The following is a 20,330-nucleotide window of genomic DNA, read 5'->3' on the forward strand; positions in this document are numbered from 1 at the left end:
GGTGGTATTCCAAATTTACTTTGTAATGACCCGTATAATTGTCAATAAAATCAATTTCAAATCAAAGAAAAAGTTTCGATTTTTGATATACAGCTTATTATATTTCAACTTGTCAGGGATAATGGTATTGATAAAATATGCTTCTGGGTTTTCAGCTTTTTTCAGAAGTTCAACCTCATTGCGATATTTCAGTGATGCCAAACCAGTTATGCCAGGGCGCACCTTAAAAATTTCCAGATCTTCGTCTTTATAATAATTGACATAATGCCTTAATTCGGGCCTTGGGCCAACAAAGCTCATGTCGCCTTTGATAATATTCAAAAGCTGTGGGAATTCGTCAATTTTATATCGCCTAAGAAAATAACCCACTTTAGTTACGCGGGAGTCGTTGTTTCCAATAGTTAGCAACCCTTTTTTATCGGACTGAGTCCGCATGGTTCGGAATTTGTAGATTTTAAAATCTTTATTCCCTTTTCCTACCCTGCCTTGAACAAAAAGTACCGGTCCCGGAGAATCCAGTTTAATTAAAAGTGCAATCAATATTAGAATAGGAAAGAGCAACACTAAGCCTATGAAAGCAAAAATAAAATCAAAACCGCGCTTAGTCATTGGACTTGGATAAGGCTATAATTTTGGCAATGTTTTCACAATTTTCAACAGATAGTTCTACATGTTCTTCGTTCATTTCACCTTTTACAATATAAATACCGCAAGGCTCGCGACGGGTATCGCTTTTGGAAAAATCCACTTTTCCAGTTTTCAATAATTCCTTTACCAAAGATGTATCAATTTCTATAGTGGAATTTTCTATTTGAAATTTCAACGGCTTTGAATTTATATTTTTCAAAACTCTGGCTTCTGGTCCATAAGCGCACGATGTTTTTTTACCACTGAAGAAGAATGCTAAAACTATTAAACCAATAGAAAAACCACCTAGGTAATACCCGATTCGTTGTATTAATCTCATTTAGTTGTATTAATCTCATTTAAAGGATTTTGCAAATCAAAGCTTGCGGTCCGAACTAAAATATCAGAAGGTTGACATCGCTGTACTTTAAATCGAACCATTCACCCACAGATTTGCTTGTTAAAATGCCGTGGTAAAAGTACAATCCATTTTTTAAACCTTTGTCAAATCTTAAGGAATTTTCTATGCCGCCATCTTCTGCAATTTTCATCAAGTAGGGCGTAAAAATATTACTAATGGATACCGAAGCGGTTCTGGAATACCTAGCGGGAATATTGGGAACGCAATAATGTATTACTCCATGTTTGACAAATGTTGGTTGTTTAAGAGAAGTGACTTCGCTGGTTTCGAAACAGCCACCCATATCGATACTCACATCAATGATAACGGCTCCCTTTTTCATATGGTGCACCATGGTTTCAGAGACAACCACTGGAGCACGATTGACGCCCCGAACGGCTCCGATGATAACATCGCAACGTTTTAGAGCCTTTACCAAGTTTTTAGGTTGAATGGTGGAGGTAAACAAAGGCCTGCCCACACTTTTTTGAATTCGCCTTAATTTAGTAATAGAATTGTCAAACACTTTAATTCCCGCACCCAAACCAATTGCGCTTCGAGCAGCATATTCACCTACGGTTCCTGCACCAAGAATTACAACTTCGATAGGAGGGACACCACTGATATTCCCTAACATCAATCCCGTACTGTATTTATCATTAGACAGTAATTCCGCGGCAATTAAAACAGAAGCCGTTCCGGCAATTTCGCTTAATGAGCGCACGGCCGGATAAGTGCCGTCCTCGTCTTTAATAAACTCAAAGGCCAAAGCCGTAATTCGTTTTGATGCCAATGCCTCAAAGTATTTTTTAGACTGCGTTTTTAGTTGAAGCGCTGAAATCAGGATAGCTTGAGGATTCAATAATTTTATCTGCTCTAAACTTGGCGGTTCAACCTTCAACACCATCGGACAGGAAAACACCTTAGCCGTATCATTTGAAATTTCGGCTCCAGCTTCACTATAATCCTTATCACTAAATCTGGCCCCTTTACCAGCTCCCGATTCCATTAATACTCTGTGCCCATTGCTTACAAGGGCAGAGACAGCATCTGGTGTTAAACAAATCCGGTTTTCCTGATAGGAAGTCTCTTTGGGAACGCCAATAAATAGTTGTTTCTTGTGCTTTAAAATCTCAAGGGTTTCTTCCTGGGGCAACAATTGTTGCTTGGTAAAGGGCGACAAGGATTTTGACATAGATGGTAAGTTTATTAAGTTTGAAATTACAACTATTTTTTCGGTTTTAAAATGAAGGCTGCGATTTTTATTTTCGGGGCGTGCCCAAAGAATCAAAAATTTGTAGGCAAAATCTTTTAATTAGATGTGGTCAGGCCTCATATTTCTTTAGATTTATTGTTCTAATTTTGTATTTAGAAGTCCACTCATGTTGCTAAAATATTTTCTCTTATTTTTCTTCTTCTGTTCACTATCGTTTTACGCTCAAAACTTTACCCTAATTGGTGCCATAAATGACGAGAGCAATATGCCCGTAGCGTTTGCCAATGTGGTTTTAAAACCTCAACAGGCTAACGGTCCGGTATTAGGTACTATTACCGATAGTGGGGGAGGTTTTTCCTTTGAAAATTTAGAGAGCGGTCTTTATGTTGTTGAAATAAGCTTTCTCGGTTTTGAGTTCTATACCAAGGAAGTAAACCTTACGTTGAGTACAAATCTTGGAGTGATAATTTTAAAACAAAAGGCGGAAAGCCTTGATGGAGTTACCGTAACTGCTAAAAGACCAACCGTGAAACGGCTAGTAGATAGATTGGTTTTTAACGTTGAAAACTCCACACTTTCTAACAACAATGCTCTTGATGTTTTAAAGCATACACCTGGAGTTATGGTCCAAAATGGTGCAATATCTGTTAAAAGTTCAACCCCGATAGTTTACATAAATGATAGACGTATTCATTTATCCATCGAGGAAGTACAGCAACTTTTGGAGGCCACACCTGCAAATAATATTAAATCCATAGAAGTTATAACAAATCCACCGGCAAATTATGATGCAGAAGGAGGCGCAGTACTAAACATTGTTACAAGTAAAAATCTTATTTCTGGATACCATGGGAGCGTATTTGGTAATTATAAACAAGGCTCCGAATTCCCGAAATACAGTTTAGGAACCAGCCATTTCTTTAAGGCCAAAAGGCTTAGTGCCTATTTAAATTATAATGTTAGTCCAAGGAAGGATTATCGTAATAATATTGAGTTTATAAACTTCATTGAAAATAATAACGTTACTTCAAACTGGGATACGGATTACAGGCGAACACGTGAGTCAGCAAATCATAATATTAATGCCAATCTTATTTATGCTTTTGATGATTCTAATAGCTTGAACTTTTCGGCCAACACGCTTATTGTGCCTCGAGAGAATTCTAAAACAAGGATAAATTCCCTAACTGAAATTTTTAACTCGAATAAGCAGTTGGATTCTACCTTCCAGACGTTTAACAATTCAGTTTTGGAAACTTTCAATCTTGCATTTTCTCTGGGCTACACACACAAATTTAAAAAGGAGGGGGAACAGCTTTCCGTAGATGTTCATCATACAAATTATGATTTTTCAGAGTTTCAAGATGTGAATACTGGCTATTTTCTTCCAAATGCTACAGATTCCTTTAGGGATAATAAATTCCAAACCTTTACAAGTCAGGAAATAGAATTAATTACTGGGCAGATTGATTACTCACTACCAGTTGCTAGTTCCGCTCTTTTTGAAGCAGGATTAAAAACATCCATAATTAATTCTGACAATATTTTGACGCAATACGTTTTTGAGAGGGATGAAAGAATACAAGACTTGCAAAATTCGGATGTGTTTTTATATAACGAAACAAATTATGCTGGTTATTTAAGTTATGAGAAAGATTGGGACAACTGGACCTTAAAATCTGGGATAAGGCTAGAGCATACTGATATAGAGAGTATATCGCAATCTACTGGCTCCACAAATAACAACAGCTACACGAATATATTTCCATCGCTGTACATATTAAACAGACTGGGTAATAAAGATCAAATTTATTTTAGCTATAACAAACGTATTTACAGGCCAAGATATAGAGAGCTAAATCCGTTCAGATATTTTTTGAACGATAACAAATTTGTTACAGGCGACCCGAATCTACAGCCTGAAATAGATGATAGCTTTGTATTGGGTTATACGATAAAGGATACCTATACTTTTGAGCTGTATTATCGCTTTGAGGAAAACCCAACTTTAGAGATAACTTTTCAAGACAACAATTCTAGGCTTATTAAGAACACATATACAAACATTGATAATAATGTGTCCTATGGGCTAGATTTTACAATGTACAATCAGGTTGTGAAAAATTGGAATTTATATGTATTGTCCTCCATCTTTTATTATGAAAACAATTTTTTTGCCTTGGAGAGCAATAATGAACTATTAAAAAATGACATGTGGTCTGTTTACGCCCAAGTAATAAATTATTTTAATTTACTAAATGATGGTAGCCTAAACGCCAATTTATCTATTGATTATATTTCGAAGGTTGTAATAGGCCCTAGCGACGTTAGTGATAGGTTAGGGGTAGATGTCAACTTTAATAAAACATTTTGGAAAGATAGAGCTTCATTAAGCATAGGTGTTCAAGATATATTTAATACTAGAAATTTTACACAAATCACAAAATATCTAAATCAAGATGTCACTTTCGACTCCAATATGGAAAACAGGCTCTTTACCATTGGCTTCAATTATAAATTTGGAAATTTCAGTCTAAAGGAGACCAAAAAAGATATTGACATCAATGAACGAGAGAGACTAAAAACGAATAGTAATAATTAAAAATATTGCTTAACCTTACCCCAAAAGTTTTTTGGGCTCATTTTAAGTTCATCTTCCAGTTCCTGCATGCTCTTCGAGGCGTCATTAATTTTGTTAAAGATTCTTGCTCTTATTAGATAGATGGACGGGATCACTATAGCCATAATTGGAACCATATAGATTAACTGAAATTCATCTAAGTGCCTCTCATCGTAAAACAGATGAGTAATTTGATACATGTACATTACTATTGGGACTAATAATACATGATACCACCAATGCCTATTCGTAAAAAACCAAATAATGATTAGCATCAAAGGTATTATTTTTCCTGAAAACACCCACATTGCAGTTTGAGCACTACCAAGGTATCCGCTATCATAAGTAAAGAAAAAAGTGTCCCAAACTTTTACATCAGGAACACTTTCATGTAATGTGAAAAAATAAGGTGTAAGAGCCAATATCGTGGCAATTACACTACCAAGAATTATACTTTTATTAGTTAGCCCTTGGTACTTTGATTTTTGTTCTGTCAACTTTCGTTGTTTGTTCTCCATCTTGGCTTAATGCATTTGCAGCCTGCGCCGTAAACAGCACGCCTCCGAAAATTGCTAATGCAATTACATACTTTTTAGTTTTCATTTTAAAGGGATTTAATTAATTAATTATATCCCCAAAAGTAGATAAACATTAAGGCTAAGCTCTTAGATAAATGTTAAAATTATGTTAAAAACATTGTTTTTTCATTTTTCCGCTGTGGCTTTCCCGTAATCCATGTTCAATCGAAGGTAAAACTGTTGCTAGGTGCAGGTTTGGCTACATATTTTATAGGTTAATATTCATTATTCTAAGCTCAAAATTCTAACATCTTTTGCATCCACATCAAGATGTATTTTGTTAAAATTTTCTGGTAAAATGGGTTCAATCAATTCCGGCCATTCAATCAGAATCCAATGATTCGAAAACAAATAATCTTCAATGCCAAAATTGAAAGCTTCTTCTAAATCATTTATCCGATATAAATCAAAATGATAAATGACATCGTTGTCAGCTTCATACTCATTAACTATTGAGAATGTTGGGCTACTGGCTTCGTCCGTGCTACCTAAAGCTTTTGTTAAGCTTTTTACCAAGGTTGTCTTTCCAGTACCCATGGTGCCGTATAGCAGTACAATTTTTGAGGACAGTTGCTCGAGTAACTTCAGCGCAACATCGTCAACTTCATGTAACTCATACGTAATTTTCAAATCAACTCAATAATTTACTGCAATTATAAGCATATAATCTGAAAAAAACTAATAAAAAGTGTATTTCGTCGATGTTTTGTGTATTACATGGAGTTATTTTGGCGTGAAAACGGTAAAAGGAATAATCATTTCCTCCAATGAAACTCCGCCGTGTTGATAGGTATTTCTGTAATAGCTCACGTAGTGATTATAGTTGTTTGGATAGGCAAAAAACAGGTCTCCCTTTGCGAAAATAAAGGAACTGCTCATGGTAATAGATGGTAGATGGATCTGTTGTGGATCCTTGGCTACAAGGACGTCCTTGTCATCAAAGGTTAAGCTTCTGCCCGTTTTATAGCGTAGATTCAAACTGGTATCTCTGTCGCCAATAACTTTAGACGGATTCTTCACGTTTATGGTGCCGTGATCGGTAGTTAAAATTAATTTGAACCCAAGATGATGTGCTTGTTGTATCATTTCCAAAAGTGGGGAGTTTTTAAACCAACTTAGGGTTAAGGAACGATAGGCTTTGTCATTGGAGGCAAGTTCTTTTACAACTTCCATTTCGGTTTTGGCGTGAGACAGCATATCCACAAAGTTGTAAACTATTACGGATAAATCATTGTTTCTTAAGGATTTGAAATTGTCGACTAATTTCTTTCCGGTTCTTAAGTTAGTAATCTTATGATATTCGAAGGTTAAATGGTTTAGGCCCAAACGTTTCATCTGTGCTTCTAAAAACTCGGCCTCATAAAGGTTTTTACCACCATCGTCGGTGTCATTTTTCCAGTATTTTGGGTACAATTTTTCCATTTCACTTGGCATCAACCCAGAGAAAATGGCATTTCGGGCATATTGCGTGGCAGTGGGCAGAATACTAAAAAAGGCTTCTTCCTGCTCTTTTTTGTAATAATTATTGATGATAGGCTCAAAAACCTTCCATTGGTCATAGCGCAAGTTATCAACAACCACCAACAGAGTAGGTTGTTCCTTGCTCAGTTCAGGGACTATTTTTTCCTTAAAAAGTGTGTGACTCATCACAGGCGCATCTGCCCCTTGGTCAAACCATCCCGAATACCTTTTGTCAATAAATTTTCCAAACTGTATGTTGGCTTCTGTCTTTTGGGATTCCAAAATCTCGAACATACCGGCGTCTTCGATTTCCTCCAGTTGTATTTCCCAGTAAATTAGCTTTTGGTATAGGTTTACCCAATCTTCATAGGAATTCACCATTGCCAAATCCATCGCTATCTTCCTAAATTCCTGCTGATAATTTGATGTGGTTTTCTCAGACACCAATCTTGAATGATCCAAATTCTTTTTCAGGCTTAACAAAATCTGATTAGGATTAACGGGCTTAATTAGGTAATCTGCTATTTTGTTTCCAATGGCCTCTTCCATGATATATTCCTCTTCACTTTTGGTGATCATTACCACGGGAAGACTGTCCTTTTTTTCCTTGATTTCGTTTAGGGTTTCCAAACCAGTTAGCCCGGGCATGTTTTCATCCAAAAATACAATGTCAAAATTGTTGTCCTCAATAATATCGATGGCCTCGGTACCGCTATTACAGGTGGTTACCTGATAATTCTTTTTCTCAAGAAAAAGGATATGTGGCTTCAACATGTCTATTTCATCGTCAACCCAAAGTATGTTTATCATAATGTATTCGATTTTGAAGGGAATGTCCGCAGTATGGACTTCTAATAATTATATTTGTAAAAATTTAAAGAAAATTCAAAGTTTGAACAAACTTAAAATCTTAAACGACCCAATTTACGGATTTATTACAATTCCCAATTCGTTAATTTTCGATCTTATTCAGCACAAATACTTTCAGCGTTTGAGAAGAATAACCCAAATGGGGATGTCTTATTTGGTATACCCCGGTGCCCACCACACGCGTTTTCATCATGCCATAGGCTGCGTGCATTTAATGCAGAAGGCCGTTAATGTGCTTCGTTATAAAGGAGTTACAATTTCGAAGGCGGAGGAAGAAGCATTGTATTCGGCTATTTTGTTACACGATATTGGGCATGGACCATTTTCGCATGCGATGGAGCACAGCATCGTTAATGGAGTCTCCCATGAGCAGATTTCATTGCTTTTTATGCAACAATTAAATGAAGAATTTAACGGAAGTTTAACGCTTGCAATCCAAATTTTTAAAGGTGAATATGAAAGGCCTTTTTTATGTCAGCTGATATCGAGTCAACTGGATATTGACAGGGCGGATTATTTGAAGCGGGATAGCTTTTACACGGGCGTGGCAGAAGGAAATGTAAATAGCGAACGCTTGATTACCATGCTTAATGTAAAGAATGAAGAGTTGGTGGTTGAAGAAAAAGGGATTTACAGCGTTGAAAAGTTCATCATTGCTAGGCGGTTTATGTACTGGCAAGTGTATTTGCATAAAACCGGATTGGTTGCAGAGCAGTTGCTGATAAGAGTATTGAAAAGAGCTAAGGAATTGACAAAATCTGGTGGAATGCTGACGGGGAGCGAACCATTATTGTTCTTTTTGAAAAACGATATTTCCATCGGAGATTTTGACCAAGATACCTTGGGGATTTTCAGTGAGCTAGATGATTACGACATTATATCAGCAATGAAAATATGGAAAAACCACGACGATTTTGTTTTGAGCAATTTATGTAAAATGATTATAGATCGCGAGCTGTTAAAAGTGAAAATAAAATCTAAAATAATCAAAGAGAAAAGTTTAGAGAAGCACAGGAAAGAGTTGAAATCTAACCATAATATTAGTGATACCGAAGCTGACTATTTTGTGTTCTCTGGCAGTGTGTTCAATCAGGCATATCAGATTAAAAAACAGAATATTAACATTCTTTATAAATCGGGAAAAACTGAAGACATTGCCAAAGCATCTGATCATTTAAATCTAAAGGCACTTTCAAAGCCAGTAACAAAATATTACATCTGCTATCCAAAATGATTCTGAAGCTAACAAAACTTGGTCAAAACAATGCCGATTATTCCATAGCCGACTTTAGCACTTTTTTCCTATTTTTGCTGAAATTAAGTAAAAACTAGACTAAGGCAAACTTTTGTGAAGTTCACAGCACAGCAAATAGCAGAGATTTTAGAGGGGGATGTTGTTGGCGATTCTAACGTTAAGGTTTCAAAACTTTCAAAAATAGAGGAAGGTGTTGAAGAATCCCTTACGTTTCTCGCAAATCCAAAATACACACCGTATATATATAGTACCAAGGCATCCATTACGATTGTTAATAAATCATTTGAACCCGAGGATGCACTGTCCACCACTCTTATTAAGGTAGACGATGCTTACAAATCCTTTTCAAAATTACTAGAGTATTACAATCAGGTTAAGCTAAATAAACTTGGGGTTGAGCAACCGTCTTTCATTGCAGAATCTTCCAGCTATGGAGAAAACGTTTACATAGGTGCTTTTTCATACATAGGCGAAAATGTGGTCATAGGGGACAATGTTAAGATATTCCCTAATGCGTTCATTGGAGACAATGTGAAAATAGGGGATAACACCGTGGTATTTGCGGGTTCCAAAATTTACTCCGAATGTGTGATTGGGAAGTATTGCGTGATTAATTCTGGTGCTATCATCGGTGCAGACGGTTTTGGGTTCACGCCCAATGAAAATGGGGAGTACAAAAAAGTCCCTCAAACCGGTAATGTAATTCTAGAAGATTTTGTCGATATAGGTGCTGCTACCACCATTGATAGGGCGACATTGGGTTCTACAATTATTCGCAGGGGCGTTAAATTGGATAATCAAATACAGATTGCGCACAATGTTGAAATTGGAAAGAACACTGTGATTGCCGCACAAACAGGTATTGCGGGCTCAACCAAAATTGGTGAAAACTGCCAGATAGGAGGGCAAGTAGGCATTGTTGGACACATAACCATAGGTAACAATGTGCGGATCCAAGCACAATCTGGAATTGGAAGGAATGTAAAGGACAATGAAGTACTTCAAGGTTCGCCGGCATTGGCGTATGCGGATTACAACAAATCCTATGTGCATTTTAAGAACTTACCAAAGATTGTTAATCAAATTAATGATATAGAAAAAAATAATGGCAATAGTTAATACTGAGGATAAACAAAAAACCATAAAAAAAGAGGTGTCCTTAACCGGTGTGGGATTGCATACCGGTAAAAAAGTAACACTTACTTTTAAGCCTGCTGAACCCAATTCTGGTTTAGCCTTTAAGCGTGTGGATTTAGAAGGAGCTCCTTTAATAGAAGCAGATGCCAACTATGTTACCAATACGCAACGCGGCACTTGCTTGGAGAAAAATGGAGTCAAAATCCAAACTTCAGAGCATGTTTTAGCAGCTTTGGTTGGGTTGGATATCGATAATGCGGTGATTGAACTTAACGCCTCAGAGCCACCGATAATGGATGGCTCATCAAAGTTTTTTGTTGAAGCGCTTGAAGAAGCCGAAGTTATTGAACTGGATGCGGCAAGGGAGGTATTTGAAGTCACGGATGTTATTTCTTATACTGATGAAGAAAGTGGTAGTGAGATTTTGGTAATGCCTTCGAAAGAATACCAGATTACTACAATGGTAGATTTTGGCACTAAAGTTTTGGGGACCCAAAATGCTACTTTGAATCAAGTTTCCGACTTTAAAAAAGATATAGCCAATTCCAGGACTTTTAGTTTTTTGCATGAAATTGAAATGCTTTTGGAGCATGGACTAATAAAAGGTGGTGACCTCAATAATGCCATTGTTTATGTGGATAAACCGCTTTCTCCTGAAACTATGGAAAAGCTAAGGGTAGCCTTTAAAAAGGACAACATTGCGGTAAAGCCAAATGGTATTTTGGACAATTTGACCTTGCATCACCCAAATGAAGCGGCCAGGCACAAGCTCTTGGATGTTTTAGGAGATCTTGCGCTGGTGGGAACGAGAATCCGCGGAAAGATAATTGCTAATAAGCCTGGTCATTTTGTAAATACACAGTTTGCAAAGAAGCTATCCAAAATAATTAAAAATGATAGGCGTAACAATGTTCCAAATGTAGACCTGAATCAAGAGCCTTTAATGGACGTTACCCAAATCATGAAAATGTTGCCACATAGGCAGCCATTTTTATTATTAGACAAGGTTTATGAACTGACCGATCAACATGTGGTCGGTATGAAGAATGTCACCATGAATGAGGACTTTTTCAGAGGCCACTTCCCTGGTGCCCCAGTGATGCCAGGGGTTTTAATTGTTGAAGCTATGGCACAAACGGGTGGGATTTTAGTTTTAAGTACTGTTCCCGATCCTGAAAACTACTTGACGTTTTTCATGAAAATGGACAAAGTAAAGTTCAAAAGAAAAGTGAGCCCAGGAGATACTTTAATATTCAAATGTTCTTTGATAACCCCGATACGAAGAGGAATTTGCCATATGCAGGGGTATGCTTATGCCAATGGCATGTTGGCCGCAGAAGCAGAATTGATGGCGCAGATTTCAAAAGTAAAATAACTAAAAATTAGGAGATGAATCAGCCGTTAGCATACGTTCACCCGGGAGCGAAAATTGCCAAAAATGTGGTGATTGAACCCTTTACTACTATTAATAACAATGTTGTAATTGGTGAAGGTACATGGATTGGGAGCAACGTAACCATTATGGAAGGTGCCAGAATTGGAAAGAACTGTAATATTTTCCCGGGTTCAGTGATTTCGGCTGTACCCCAAGACCTTAAGTACAATGATGAGGATACTACGGTTGAGATTGGAGATAATGTTACCATACGCGAGTGTGTTACAATAAATAGAGGGACGGCTGATAGAATGAAAACAGTAATAGGTAACAATTGCCTCATCATGGCATATTGCCATGTTGCTCACGATTGTATTGTTGGGAACAACTGTATTTTCTCGAATAACAGTACCTTAGCTGGGCACATAACAGTAGGAGACTATGTGGTATTGGCCGGTATGACTGCTGTTCATCAATTTGTTTCAGTTGGCAATCATGCTTTCGTAACAGGGGGGTCTCTTGTTAGAAAAGATGTGCCGCCCTTTGTAAAAGCTGCGCGAGAACCTCTGTCTTACGTGGGTATTAATTCCGTTGGATTAAGAAGAAGAGGCTTCTCTACCGAAAAAATCAGGGAAATTCAGGACATCTATAGGATACTTTACCAAAAAACATATAACAACTCTCAGGCTGCTGATATTATTGAGGCCGAAATGCAAGCCACTCCGGAGCGAGATGAAATACTTCAATTTATCAAGAACTCGCACAGAGGAATTATGAAAGGCTATTTTAAATCTAATTAAAAAATATGGTTACCACTAGTGATATTAGAAATGGATTATGTATTAGATACAACAATGATATTTATAAAATTGTTGAGTTTTTGCACGTGAAACCGGGAAAAGGTCCTGCTTTCGTGAGAACAAAACTCAAGAGTGTCACTAACGGAAAAGTTATTGATAATACCTTTTCAGCCGGGCATAAGTTGGACGACGTTCGTGTAGAAACCCATAAGTTTCAATATTTATATAATGACAGTGAGTGGTATCACTTTATGAACGAAGCGGATTACACGCAAATTAGATTGTTGGAGGCGGCCTTGGATAATCCTGGGCTTATGAAAGAAGGAGAAGTTGTGACGGTCTTAATCAATACGGAGGACAATATGCCTCTTTCTGTTGAAATGCCGGCGAGTGTAATTTTGGAAGTGACGCATACCGAGCCTGGCGTAAAAGGAAATACGGCTACGAACGCCACAAAACCAGCTACTGTTGAAACAGGTGCTACGGTTAATGTACCTTTATTCATCAACGAAGGCGACAAAATTAAGGTTGAAACCGAAAAGGGCACGTATAAAGAACGAATTAAAGAATAGTTTTCCTTGAAATTTCCTAAAGCTCAAACCTTAGAAGGCATATCACAATTAATTGATTGTAAGTATGTCGGAGATGCTGATTTTCCTGTTTTGGGGATGAACGAAATTCATGTTGTGGAACAGGGTGATATCGTTTTTGTGGATCATCCCAAATACTACGACAAGGCGCTTCAGTCTGCCGCAACTATCGTTTTAATAAATAAAGAAGTAGATTGTCCGGAGGGGAAGGCACTTTTAATAAGTGATGACCCTTTTAGGGATTTTAATAAGTTGTCTAATCATTTTAGACCATTTCAGCCTTCAAATGCTTCAATTTCTGATTCGGCGATTATTGGGGAGGGAACCGTAATTCAACCAAATTCATTTATCGGGAATAATGTTACTATTGGTAAAAACTGCGTCATCCATTCCAATGTCAGTATTTATGACGATGCTATACTTGGTGATGACGTAACCATCCACGCTGGAACTGTTTTGGGAGCCAATGCGTTTTATTACAAAAAGAGACCAGAGGGCTTTGATAGGCTTTTATCCTGCGGAAGGGTTGTTATCGAAAATAATGTGGATATCGGAGCATCATGCACCATTGACAAGGGCGTTACGGGAGATACAACTATTAAGGAGGGTACTAAAATTGACAATTTGGTTCAAATTGGTCATGATACTGTTATTGGAGAGAAATGTTTGATCGCTTCGCAAGTAGGGATAGCTGGCTGTGTTGTTATTGAAGATGAAGTCACTATTTGGGGGCAAGTTGGGATTACAAGCGGTATTACCATAGGCAAAAGAGCTATAATCTCGGCCAAAGCTGGGGTGAGCAAATCTCTTGAAGGCGGTAAGGGGTATTTTGGAATTCCAGCAGATGATTTCCGTTCAAAATACAAGGAAATTGCTTCCATAAAAAAAATCCCGGAAATTCTTGACTTCATAAAAAAAACAAGGGAATAAGTAGTTTCTTTTTCAAGCAAAATCAATTACATTTGCTAGAGTTTTTAATAATCAGAAAAAATCTTCTATGAGTGTTTTAGTAAACAAAGATTCAAAAATAATAGTACAAGGTTTTACGGGTAGTGAAGGTACGTTTCACGCCAGTCAAATGATAGAATATGGCACCAATGTTGTGGGTGGTGTTACCCCAGGTAAAGGAGGGCAAACCCATTTGGATAAGCCTGTTTTTAATACAGTAGAAGAGGCTGTTGAAAAAGTTGGAGCGGATACCACAATTATTTTTGTACCACCTGCTTTTGCGGCAGACGCTATAATGGAAGCGGCAGATGCCGGTATCAAAGTTATTATTACAATTACCGAAGGGATTCCGGTTGCAGATATGATTACTGCTTCAAACTATATTAAAGGAAAGGATTGTCGTTTAATTGGTCCTAACTGCCCGGGTGTGATTACTCCAGAAGAAGCCAAAGTAGGTATCATGCCGGGCTTTGTGTTTAAAAAAGGAAAAGTTGGAATTGTTTCAAAATCTGGAACATTAACTTATGAAGCAGCGGATCAAGTTGTAAAACAAGGTTTAGGGATTACAACAGCTATAGGAATTGGAGGTGACCCAATTATTGGAACTACAACCAAGGAGGCTGTTGAACTTTTAATTAACGACCCCGAAACCGAAGCAGTCGTGATGATAGGTGAAATTGGTGGTCAGTTGGAGGCAGATGCGGCAAACTGGTATAAAGCTAGTGGTAGTAAAAAACCAATTGTAGGTTTTATTGCTGGAGAAACGGCTCCTGCTGGACGAACCATGGGTCATGCTGGGGCAATTGTGGGGGGAAGTGATGACACAGCTCAAGCCAAAAAGAAAATTATGAGAGCTTCTGGTATCCATGTAGTGGATTCACCTGCCGAAATTGGCAAAAAAGTTGCTGAAGTACTCGGCTAAATAGATATTTTGAAATTTTAGAATCCGTTAATCTTTTTAAGGTTAACGGATTTTTTTTGTTCTTTTCTCAAAAAGGAGGTAACAAAATAGGACTTGGGTGTATATAAGGTTGTAACAATAAAAACTATAAATTATGAAACCATTTAAATTATTTTTTATCGCGCTAGTCGCCCTAACTTTATTCAGTAGTTGTTCTAAAAATGACGATGACACTCAGCCTGTTGAGGCAGAGCCACAATTCCCAATGAAAACGTTATTAGAAATCGGCCCAATGGAGCTTACAGATACCGTTACCGATTTGGACTCTTTTATTGAATTGGGATATGAATTCAAAGCCTTCAAAAATGGAAAAATTACTGCTTTGGGGGTTAGAATTCCTAATAACGGTGAATTTCGGGTAACCCTTTGGAATTCGGTTACCGAGGAAATTCTGGCTACGCAAATGGTCACCTCCACATCAGGTTTGCTGTCTTTTGAGGATATTGCTCCAATTCATATTAATTCCGGTACTCGATATCTTGTCTCTGTCAATACTAATAGTTATTATTTTTTTTATGATTCTGGTGAAATTGTTTTTCCGGCTGAAGCTGATGACTTTATTATTACTACCTGCGCCTACACCTATGGGGCAGATCAAAATTTTCCGTCTGTAACTGTTTCGGATCAATACGCTGGGATGGTAGATATAAAATTTGTTCCGGAAAATTAGTCGCCTTTAAAACTTACGTCCATTTTAAGCCTCACGATTTTGTGAGGTTTTTTATTTTGAAACACTCAGTATTTCTTATATTTGATTGAAATTGAAAATCTATAAAAGACTTATAAAATTAACCACAACTATATGAAACTATTAGAAGGTAAAACGGCAATAATTACAGGTGCTAGTCGGGGTATTGGGAGAGGGATTGCTCAGGTTTTTGCAGAGCAAGGCGCAAATGTAGCCTTTACTTACAGTTCCTCAGTGGAAGCTGCAAATGCTTTGGAAAAAGAATTGAAGGACGCAGGCGTAAATGCCAAAGGCTACCAAAGTAATGCGGCAAGTTTTGAAGAGGCACAAAAACTGGCCGAAGATGTTCTCAATGATTTTGGAAGCATTGATATACTAGTGAATAATGCTGGAATCACAAAGGACAACCTTTTGATGCGTATTTCAGAGGAAGACTTTGATACTGTTATTGAGGTCAATTTGAAATCTGTATTCAATATGACCAAGGCTGTGCAACGTACTATGTTAAAACAGCGCAAAGGTTCTATAATCAATATGAGTTCGGTGGTTGGCGTAAAAGGTAATGCAGGGCAAACCAATTATGCAGCGTCAAAAGCAGGGATTATTGGCTTTTCAAAGTCCGTAGCATTGGAATTGGGCTCAAGAAATATCCGGAGTAACGTGATTGCTCCAGGATTTATTGAAACTGAAATGACAGCTAAATTGGATGAAGCAACCGTAAAGGGATGGCGTGAAGGAATTCCATTAAAACGTGGTGGCACTCCAGAGGATGTGGCCAATGCCTGTGTATTTTTGGCAAGTGATTTGAGCGCATATGTTACTGGGCAAACCTTAAATGTTGATGGCGGTATGCTGACATAATTTATGAATTTAGATTTTCGATATACGTTTTTCCGAGAATCGTAAATCCAAAATGGTAAGTCTAAAATCTCTCAATGCAAACAGAGACACTTTTGTATATTATATCATCTGGAATATTAGCGCTATTTATAGCGCTTTTTCAGTACAGGTATAAGTCGAAACACAAATCTAGCTTATCGATTGTTTTTACGTTTTTGAGATTTTTGACGCTTTTCGCACTATTACTCTTAATAATCAATCCGAAATTCGATCAAATAAAAGTTTTCACTGAAAAGCCAAAATTAGTTTTGGCGGTGGACAATTCAAGTTCCGTAAAGCATTTGAAACAGAATGTAAAAGCTTTGGATTTTGTCAATGCCATTCAAAATAATGAAGAACTAAAAAACAAGTTTGATCTTGAGGTGTTTACTTTCGATAGGCAATTGATCAATTCGGATTCCGTTAGCTTCAGTGCTAACGAAACGAATATCAATAGTGCGCTAAACCAGCTTTCTGAAATCTATAAAAATGAGGTCGCGCCAATGGTTTTGCTTTCCGATGGTAATCAAACCTTTGGTAGCAACTACGGAATTTCAAATCAATATAAGCACCCCGTATATCCTATTATACTTGGAGATACCATCACTTACACTGACTTAAAAATCCAGCAACTCAATGTTAATAAATATGCCTTTTCTAAAAATAGATTTCCTGTTGAGGCTATTTTGGTGTATCAAGGCAACGAAGCCGTTCAGGCTAATTTTTTTATTAAACAAGGGGCCAGAACGGTGTATTCCAAGAGGATTAGTTTTTCTAAAATAGATAATTCAAAAGTGATTAATACCACTTTACCTGCCAATCGAGTGGGAGTGAATAGTTATAAGGCTATTTTAGAGCCTTTGGCAAACGAAAAAAATACAGTAAATAACGCCAAGAATTTTGCTGTTGAAGTTATTGACCAAAAGATAAAAATTGCATTGGTGAGCGATTTTCCGCATCCAGATTTAGGTGCATTCAAAAAGAGCATAGAAAGCAATGAGCAACGTTCCGTCAATATCTTGAGTCCAGTCGAGGCTGTAAGTAAAGTAAATGATTTTCAATTATTTATAATTTATCAGCCCAATAATAAGTTTAGGCCTTTTTATGAAACTCTAAATAAGGAAAATAAGAACAGGTTTACCATAATTGGGGCCAAATCAAATCTCAGTTTCATAAACAACATTGGTAATAGTTTCACCCATGAAATTACTGGACAGGATGAAGACTATCAGTCTAAACTAAACTTAAACTTTTCGCCTTTTATGGTGGAGGATATCAACTTTGAATCTTTTCCTCCTTTGAAATCTCACTTTGGAGAGGTTTCATTTTCCGTGCCGTATGAAACCATTTTAGAAAAAACAGTGCTTGGAATTTCAAATAGCGAGCCTTTGCTCGCTACATTTGAAACTAACGGAAGGAGGGAAGCGGTGCTGTTTGGTGAAAACATCTGGCAATGGCGTGCCCAAAGTTATTTGAATGAAAAGTCGTTTCAGCCTTTTGATGATTTCATTGGCAAATTGATGCAATATTTGGCTTCAGACAAGAAAAAAAGCAGGTTAAATTTGGAATACGAGTCCTTTTATAATGGCAATGTAAATCTCGTTATTAAGGCTCAGGTATTTGACAAAAGCTACGTTTTTGATGCCCGACAGTCTCTGGAAATCGTTTTAAAGGATAATGTCTCGGAAAAGGCGCAAACTTTGCCTTTAGTGCTAAAAAACAACAACTATCAAGTAGATTTAAGCGGTTTGCCTGCTTCCAGCTATAGCTTTACCGTAAAAACAAAAGATGGTAGTGTTTCTCGATCTGGTACTTTTGAAGTACTGGAATATAATATTGAACAGCAATTTTTGAATGCTGATGTAACAAACCTGCAACAATTGGCTACCAATACAAAAGGGAAGGCATTTTTTATAGACGGCGCAAGTGGATTAATTTCTGAGCTTTCCAACGATAATCGTTTCAAGCCTATTCAGAAAAGTAGCAAAAATACCATACCTTTGATAGATTGGAAATTTCTGTTGGCTGTTATCGCTTTTACGTTATCTGCCGAATGGTTTTTAAGAAAATATAATGGATTAATTTAAATAAAAAATAATGGAAAGATTACCAAAAATTGCATTGCCTATCATCATTACAGTTGTCGTACTTTTTGTTTTACTGGCAAAATCTGCCATAACTATAGGCTCCGGTGAGGCAGGGGTATTATATAAAACATTTGGCGGAGGCGTAGTAACAGATGAAGCCCCTATGGGAGAAGGGTTTCATATCGTAGCACCCTGGAATAAAGTTTATGTTTATGAAGTGCGTCAGCAGGAACTATTCGAAAAAATGAGAGTACTGTCATCAAATGGTTTGGAAATCCAAATTGACGGTTCAGCTTGGTATCAACCTGTATATGAAGATTTAGGTAAGTTACACCAAACATTAGGCGAGAATTATTTACAAAGGGTAATACAACCGGCCATCCGAAGTGCTGCAAGAAGTGTTGTAGGCCGTTATACCCCTGAACAATTGTATTCTACCAAAAGGGATGCGATTCAGGACGAAATTTTTGTTGAAACAAAGAAAATTTTAGAAAAACAATACGTGCAACTTAATGAGGTTTTAGTGCGTGATGTAACATTGCCACCAACTATTAAAGAGGCAATTGAACGTAAACTAAAACAAGAGCAGGAGTCTTTAGAATATGAATTTAGATTGGTAACTGCAGAAAAAGAGGCCGAAAAGCAACGTATTGAAGCCCAAGGTAAGGCAGACGCTAACAAAATTTTGAGTGCTTCTTTAACTGATAAAATTTTACAGGACAAAGGTATTGAAGCTACGATGAAATTATCAGAATCTCCAAACAGTAAAGTGATTGTAATCGGTTCTGGAGATAGCGGATTGCCAATTATTTTAGGGAATCAGTAGTCGTAAATAGTATTTAAACTAAAGTTCGGACTGCAAAAGTGTGCCTTCAAACCTTACTCTAGCGATTTGCTTATAGAGGTATAAGTTTGTTTTTCCTTAATTTTCTTTGCGCTTAGAAAACACTGACCTAGCTCTAAGCTTTTGCCGTATCCAAAACAGACGTTGCCTCAAAGTGGGGTTTACAAAGAATACGGTGCCGCCGCCTACCCATCTTTCCCATGTGGCTTGATCAGTTCCGCCGTATTGTCTAAACTTGAAATCGCCCGGGATAAAAACACTTAATTGTTTTGGAAAGATATTCTTTATGATTGCAACTTGGGAAGATCTATCGCCCTCAATAAATACGATGCCATTTTTGGAAATATATTGTTTAACAATAGAAAGGCTGTTGTCCGTCCCATCAACAATAATAAGATCAAAAAGTTCATTTTCTCCAATTTCGTCAATATCGTATAACAATGTGAAGTTATCTTTTATGTGCGCTAAATTAGTTGCTATTGCTTTTCTACAAAAATCATTCGCTTCTGTGCCAGTATAATTGAGTTGACCTTCAAAGGACAATACAGTATCAGCAATTGTGCCTATACCGACGCCTAATTCTAGAATCTTTTTGGTATTGAATGAGGAAATTAATTGAAGTATGATGTACAGTGCAAATTCACTTGCTATTAATTCACTGCCTTCTTTATGGCAATATAATTCATACTTTTTTGAGGCAAATTCCTGTAGATCCATTTTGGTTTATTATGGCTTTATAAATTGGGCGCAAAATAACTAAATTAATCTATCGATTACTGGATCAATAAAAAAAACGTCTGTTTTTTGCACCGATGCGTAACGAATTATTGAAACCTCTGGTATCATTAACTTAGGTATAATTTTGCGCTTAAAAAGAATAAATTTTGCAATACTAAATATTGGATATTTTAAGATTTAATCCTCAATTATTGACAGGATTTATCAATCTAAACCGCTTAATATCTAAATGTTTAAAAAATTGCCGGCATTATTT

At 37.1% G+C, this 20,330-nt stretch carries 20 protein-coding genes; 12 read left to right on the forward strand and 8 right to left on the reverse strand.

All coding sequences use genetic code 11. The features are described from left to right. Positions 1 to 15: 15 nt before the first annotated feature. Genes ACFSR8_RS07115 through ACFSR8_RS07125 form a run of 3 tightly spaced genes read right to left on the reverse strand, consistent with a single transcriptional unit; the run spans position 16 to position 2,222 of the window. Positions 16 to 609, reverse strand: a complete 594-nt coding sequence (locus tag ACFSR8_RS07115) for a sugar transferase (RefSeq protein WP_380290482.1) — start codon at positions 607 to 609, stop codon at positions 16 to 18. Continuing rightward, entirely contained in the window at positions 602 to 967 is a 366-nt protein-coding gene (locus tag ACFSR8_RS07120; protein ID WP_380290484.1) for a hypothetical protein, read from the reverse strand. The genes ACFSR8_RS07115 and ACFSR8_RS07120 overlap by 8 nt, the downstream gene beginning before the upstream one ends. A 55-nt stretch (positions 968 to 1,022) precedes the next feature. Beyond that, the gene (locus ACFSR8_RS07125; RefSeq protein WP_380290486.1) at positions 1,023 to 2,222 is read right to left on the reverse strand and encodes an alanine dehydrogenase; all 1,200 of its coding nucleotides are present in this window, start codon (positions 2,220 to 2,222) and stop codon (positions 1,023 to 1,025) included. Positions 2,223 to 2,409: 187 nt separating this feature from the next. On the opposite strand from ACFSR8_RS07125, the gene ACFSR8_RS07130 reads away from it, so the two are divergent. Further along, positions 2,410 to 4,845 carry an outer membrane beta-barrel protein gene (locus ACFSR8_RS07130; RefSeq protein ID WP_380290488.1) on the forward strand — a complete coding sequence of 812 codons (2,436 nt, stop codon included), beginning with the start codon at positions 2,410 to 2,412 and terminating at the stop codon, positions 4,843 to 4,845. Here the strand turns inward: ACFSR8_RS07130 and ACFSR8_RS07135 are convergent. The 4 genes from ACFSR8_RS07135 to porX form a co-directional block, all read right to left on the reverse strand. Next, on the reverse strand, positions 4,842 to 5,285 hold the full coding sequence (locus tag ACFSR8_RS07135) for a hypothetical protein (protein WP_380290490.1): 444 nt from the start codon (positions 5,283 to 5,285) through the stop codon (positions 4,842 to 4,844). The two genes, ACFSR8_RS07130 and ACFSR8_RS07135, sit on opposite strands and share 4 nt — an antisense overlap. A 37-nt stretch (positions 5,286 to 5,322) precedes the next feature. Then, positions 5,323 to 5,466 carry a hypothetical protein gene (locus tag ACFSR8_RS07140; protein ID WP_380290492.1) on the reverse strand — a complete coding sequence of 48 codons (144 nt, stop codon included), beginning with the start codon at positions 5,464 to 5,466 and terminating at the stop codon, positions 5,323 to 5,325. 200 nt (positions 5,467 to 5,666) lie between these two features. Further along, positions 5,667 to 6,071: a tRNA (adenosine(37)-N6)-threonylcarbamoyltransferase complex ATPase subunit type 1 TsaE gene (tsaE, locus tag ACFSR8_RS07145; protein WP_380290494.1), complete on the reverse strand. Its 405-nt coding sequence runs from the start codon at positions 6,069 to 6,071 to the stop codon at positions 5,667 to 5,669. Between the two features lie 93 nt (positions 6,072 to 6,164). Next, positions 6,165 to 7,712, reverse strand: a complete 1,548-nt coding sequence (porX, locus tag ACFSR8_RS07150) for a T9SS response regulator signal transducer PorX (RefSeq protein WP_380290496.1) — start codon at positions 7,710 to 7,712, stop codon at positions 6,165 to 6,167. Positions 7,713 to 7,785: 73 nt separating this feature from the next. On the opposite strand from porX, the gene ACFSR8_RS07155 reads away from it, so the two are divergent. The 11 genes from ACFSR8_RS07155 (at position 7,786) to ACFSR8_RS07205 (ending at position 19,318) form a co-directional block, all read left to right on the forward strand. Beyond that, positions 7,786 to 9,006: an HD domain-containing protein gene (locus ACFSR8_RS07155; RefSeq protein ID WP_380290636.1), complete on the forward strand. Its 1,221-nt coding sequence runs from the start codon at positions 7,786 to 7,788 to the stop codon at positions 9,004 to 9,006. Positions 9,007 to 9,120: 114 nt separating this feature from the next. Continuing rightward, complete coding sequence (gene lpxD, locus ACFSR8_RS07160) at positions 9,121 to 10,146, forward strand: UDP-3-O-(3-hydroxymyristoyl)glucosamine N-acyltransferase (RefSeq protein WP_380290498.1); 1,026 nt, start codon at positions 9,121 to 9,123, stop codon at positions 10,144 to 10,146. Next, on the forward strand, positions 10,133 to 11,539 hold the full coding sequence (locus tag ACFSR8_RS07165) for a bifunctional UDP-3-O-[3-hydroxymyristoyl] N-acetylglucosamine deacetylase/3-hydroxyacyl-ACP dehydratase (protein WP_380290500.1): 1,407 nt from the start codon (positions 10,133 to 10,135) through the stop codon (positions 11,537 to 11,539). The genes lpxD and ACFSR8_RS07165 overlap by 14 nt, the downstream gene beginning before the upstream one ends. Before the next feature lie 14 nt (positions 11,540 to 11,553). Then, the gene (gene lpxA / locus ACFSR8_RS07170; RefSeq protein ID WP_380290502.1) at positions 11,554 to 12,339 is read left to right on the forward strand and encodes an acyl-ACP--UDP-N-acetylglucosamine O-acyltransferase; all 786 of its coding nucleotides are present in this window, start codon (positions 11,554 to 11,556) and stop codon (positions 12,337 to 12,339) included. 5 nt (positions 12,340 to 12,344) lie between these two features. Beyond that, the gene (gene efp, locus ACFSR8_RS07175; protein WP_186562324.1) at positions 12,345 to 12,911 is read left to right on the forward strand and encodes an elongation factor P; all 567 of its coding nucleotides are present in this window, start codon (positions 12,345 to 12,347) and stop codon (positions 12,909 to 12,911) included. Between the two features lie 6 nt (positions 12,912 to 12,917). Beyond that, entirely contained in the window at positions 12,918 to 13,859 is a 942-nt protein-coding gene (locus ACFSR8_RS07180) for a UDP-3-O-(3-hydroxymyristoyl)glucosamine N-acyltransferase (RefSeq protein WP_380290504.1), read from the forward strand. 67 nt (positions 13,860 to 13,926) lie between these two features. Continuing rightward, entirely contained in the window at positions 13,927 to 14,799 is an 873-nt protein-coding gene (gene sucD, locus ACFSR8_RS07185; protein ID WP_380290505.1) for a succinate--CoA ligase subunit alpha, read from the forward strand. 133 nt (positions 14,800 to 14,932) lie between these two features. Next, complete coding sequence (locus tag ACFSR8_RS07190; RefSeq protein ID WP_380290507.1) at positions 14,933 to 15,508, forward strand: DUF4082 domain-containing protein; 576 nt, start codon at positions 14,933 to 14,935, stop codon at positions 15,506 to 15,508. Positions 15,509 to 15,640: 132 nt separating this feature from the next. Then, positions 15,641 to 16,387 (forward strand): 3-oxoacyl-[acyl-carrier-protein] reductase, encoded by a 747-nt coding sequence (fabG, locus tag ACFSR8_RS07195; RefSeq protein WP_380290509.1) that lies wholly within the window; start codon positions 15,641 to 15,643, stop codon positions 16,385 to 16,387. Positions 16,388 to 16,680: 293 nt separating this feature from the next. Then, positions 16,681 to 18,492: a VWA domain-containing protein gene (locus ACFSR8_RS07200; RefSeq protein WP_380290511.1), complete on the forward strand. Its 1,812-nt coding sequence runs from the start codon at positions 16,681 to 16,683 to the stop codon at positions 18,490 to 18,492. Between the two features lie 10 nt (positions 18,493 to 18,502). Then, positions 18,503 to 19,318 carry a prohibitin family protein gene (locus ACFSR8_RS07205; RefSeq protein WP_380290513.1) on the forward strand — a complete coding sequence of 272 codons (816 nt, stop codon included), beginning with the start codon at positions 18,503 to 18,505 and terminating at the stop codon, positions 19,316 to 19,318. Positions 19,319 to 19,414: 96 nt separating this feature from the next. Here ACFSR8_RS07205 and ACFSR8_RS07210 read toward each other — a convergent pair whose 3' ends face one another. Then, the gene (locus ACFSR8_RS07210) at positions 19,415 to 20,053 is read right to left on the reverse strand and encodes a class I SAM-dependent methyltransferase (protein ID WP_380290515.1); all 639 of its coding nucleotides are present in this window, start codon (positions 20,051 to 20,053) and stop codon (positions 19,415 to 19,417) included. Positions 20,054 to 20,330 lie beyond the last annotated feature (277 nt).

The organism is Hyunsoonleella rubra (assembly GCF_042684665.1).
Lineage (GTDB): Bacteria > Bacteroidota > Bacteroidia > Flavobacteriales > Flavobacteriaceae > Jejuia > Jejuia rubra.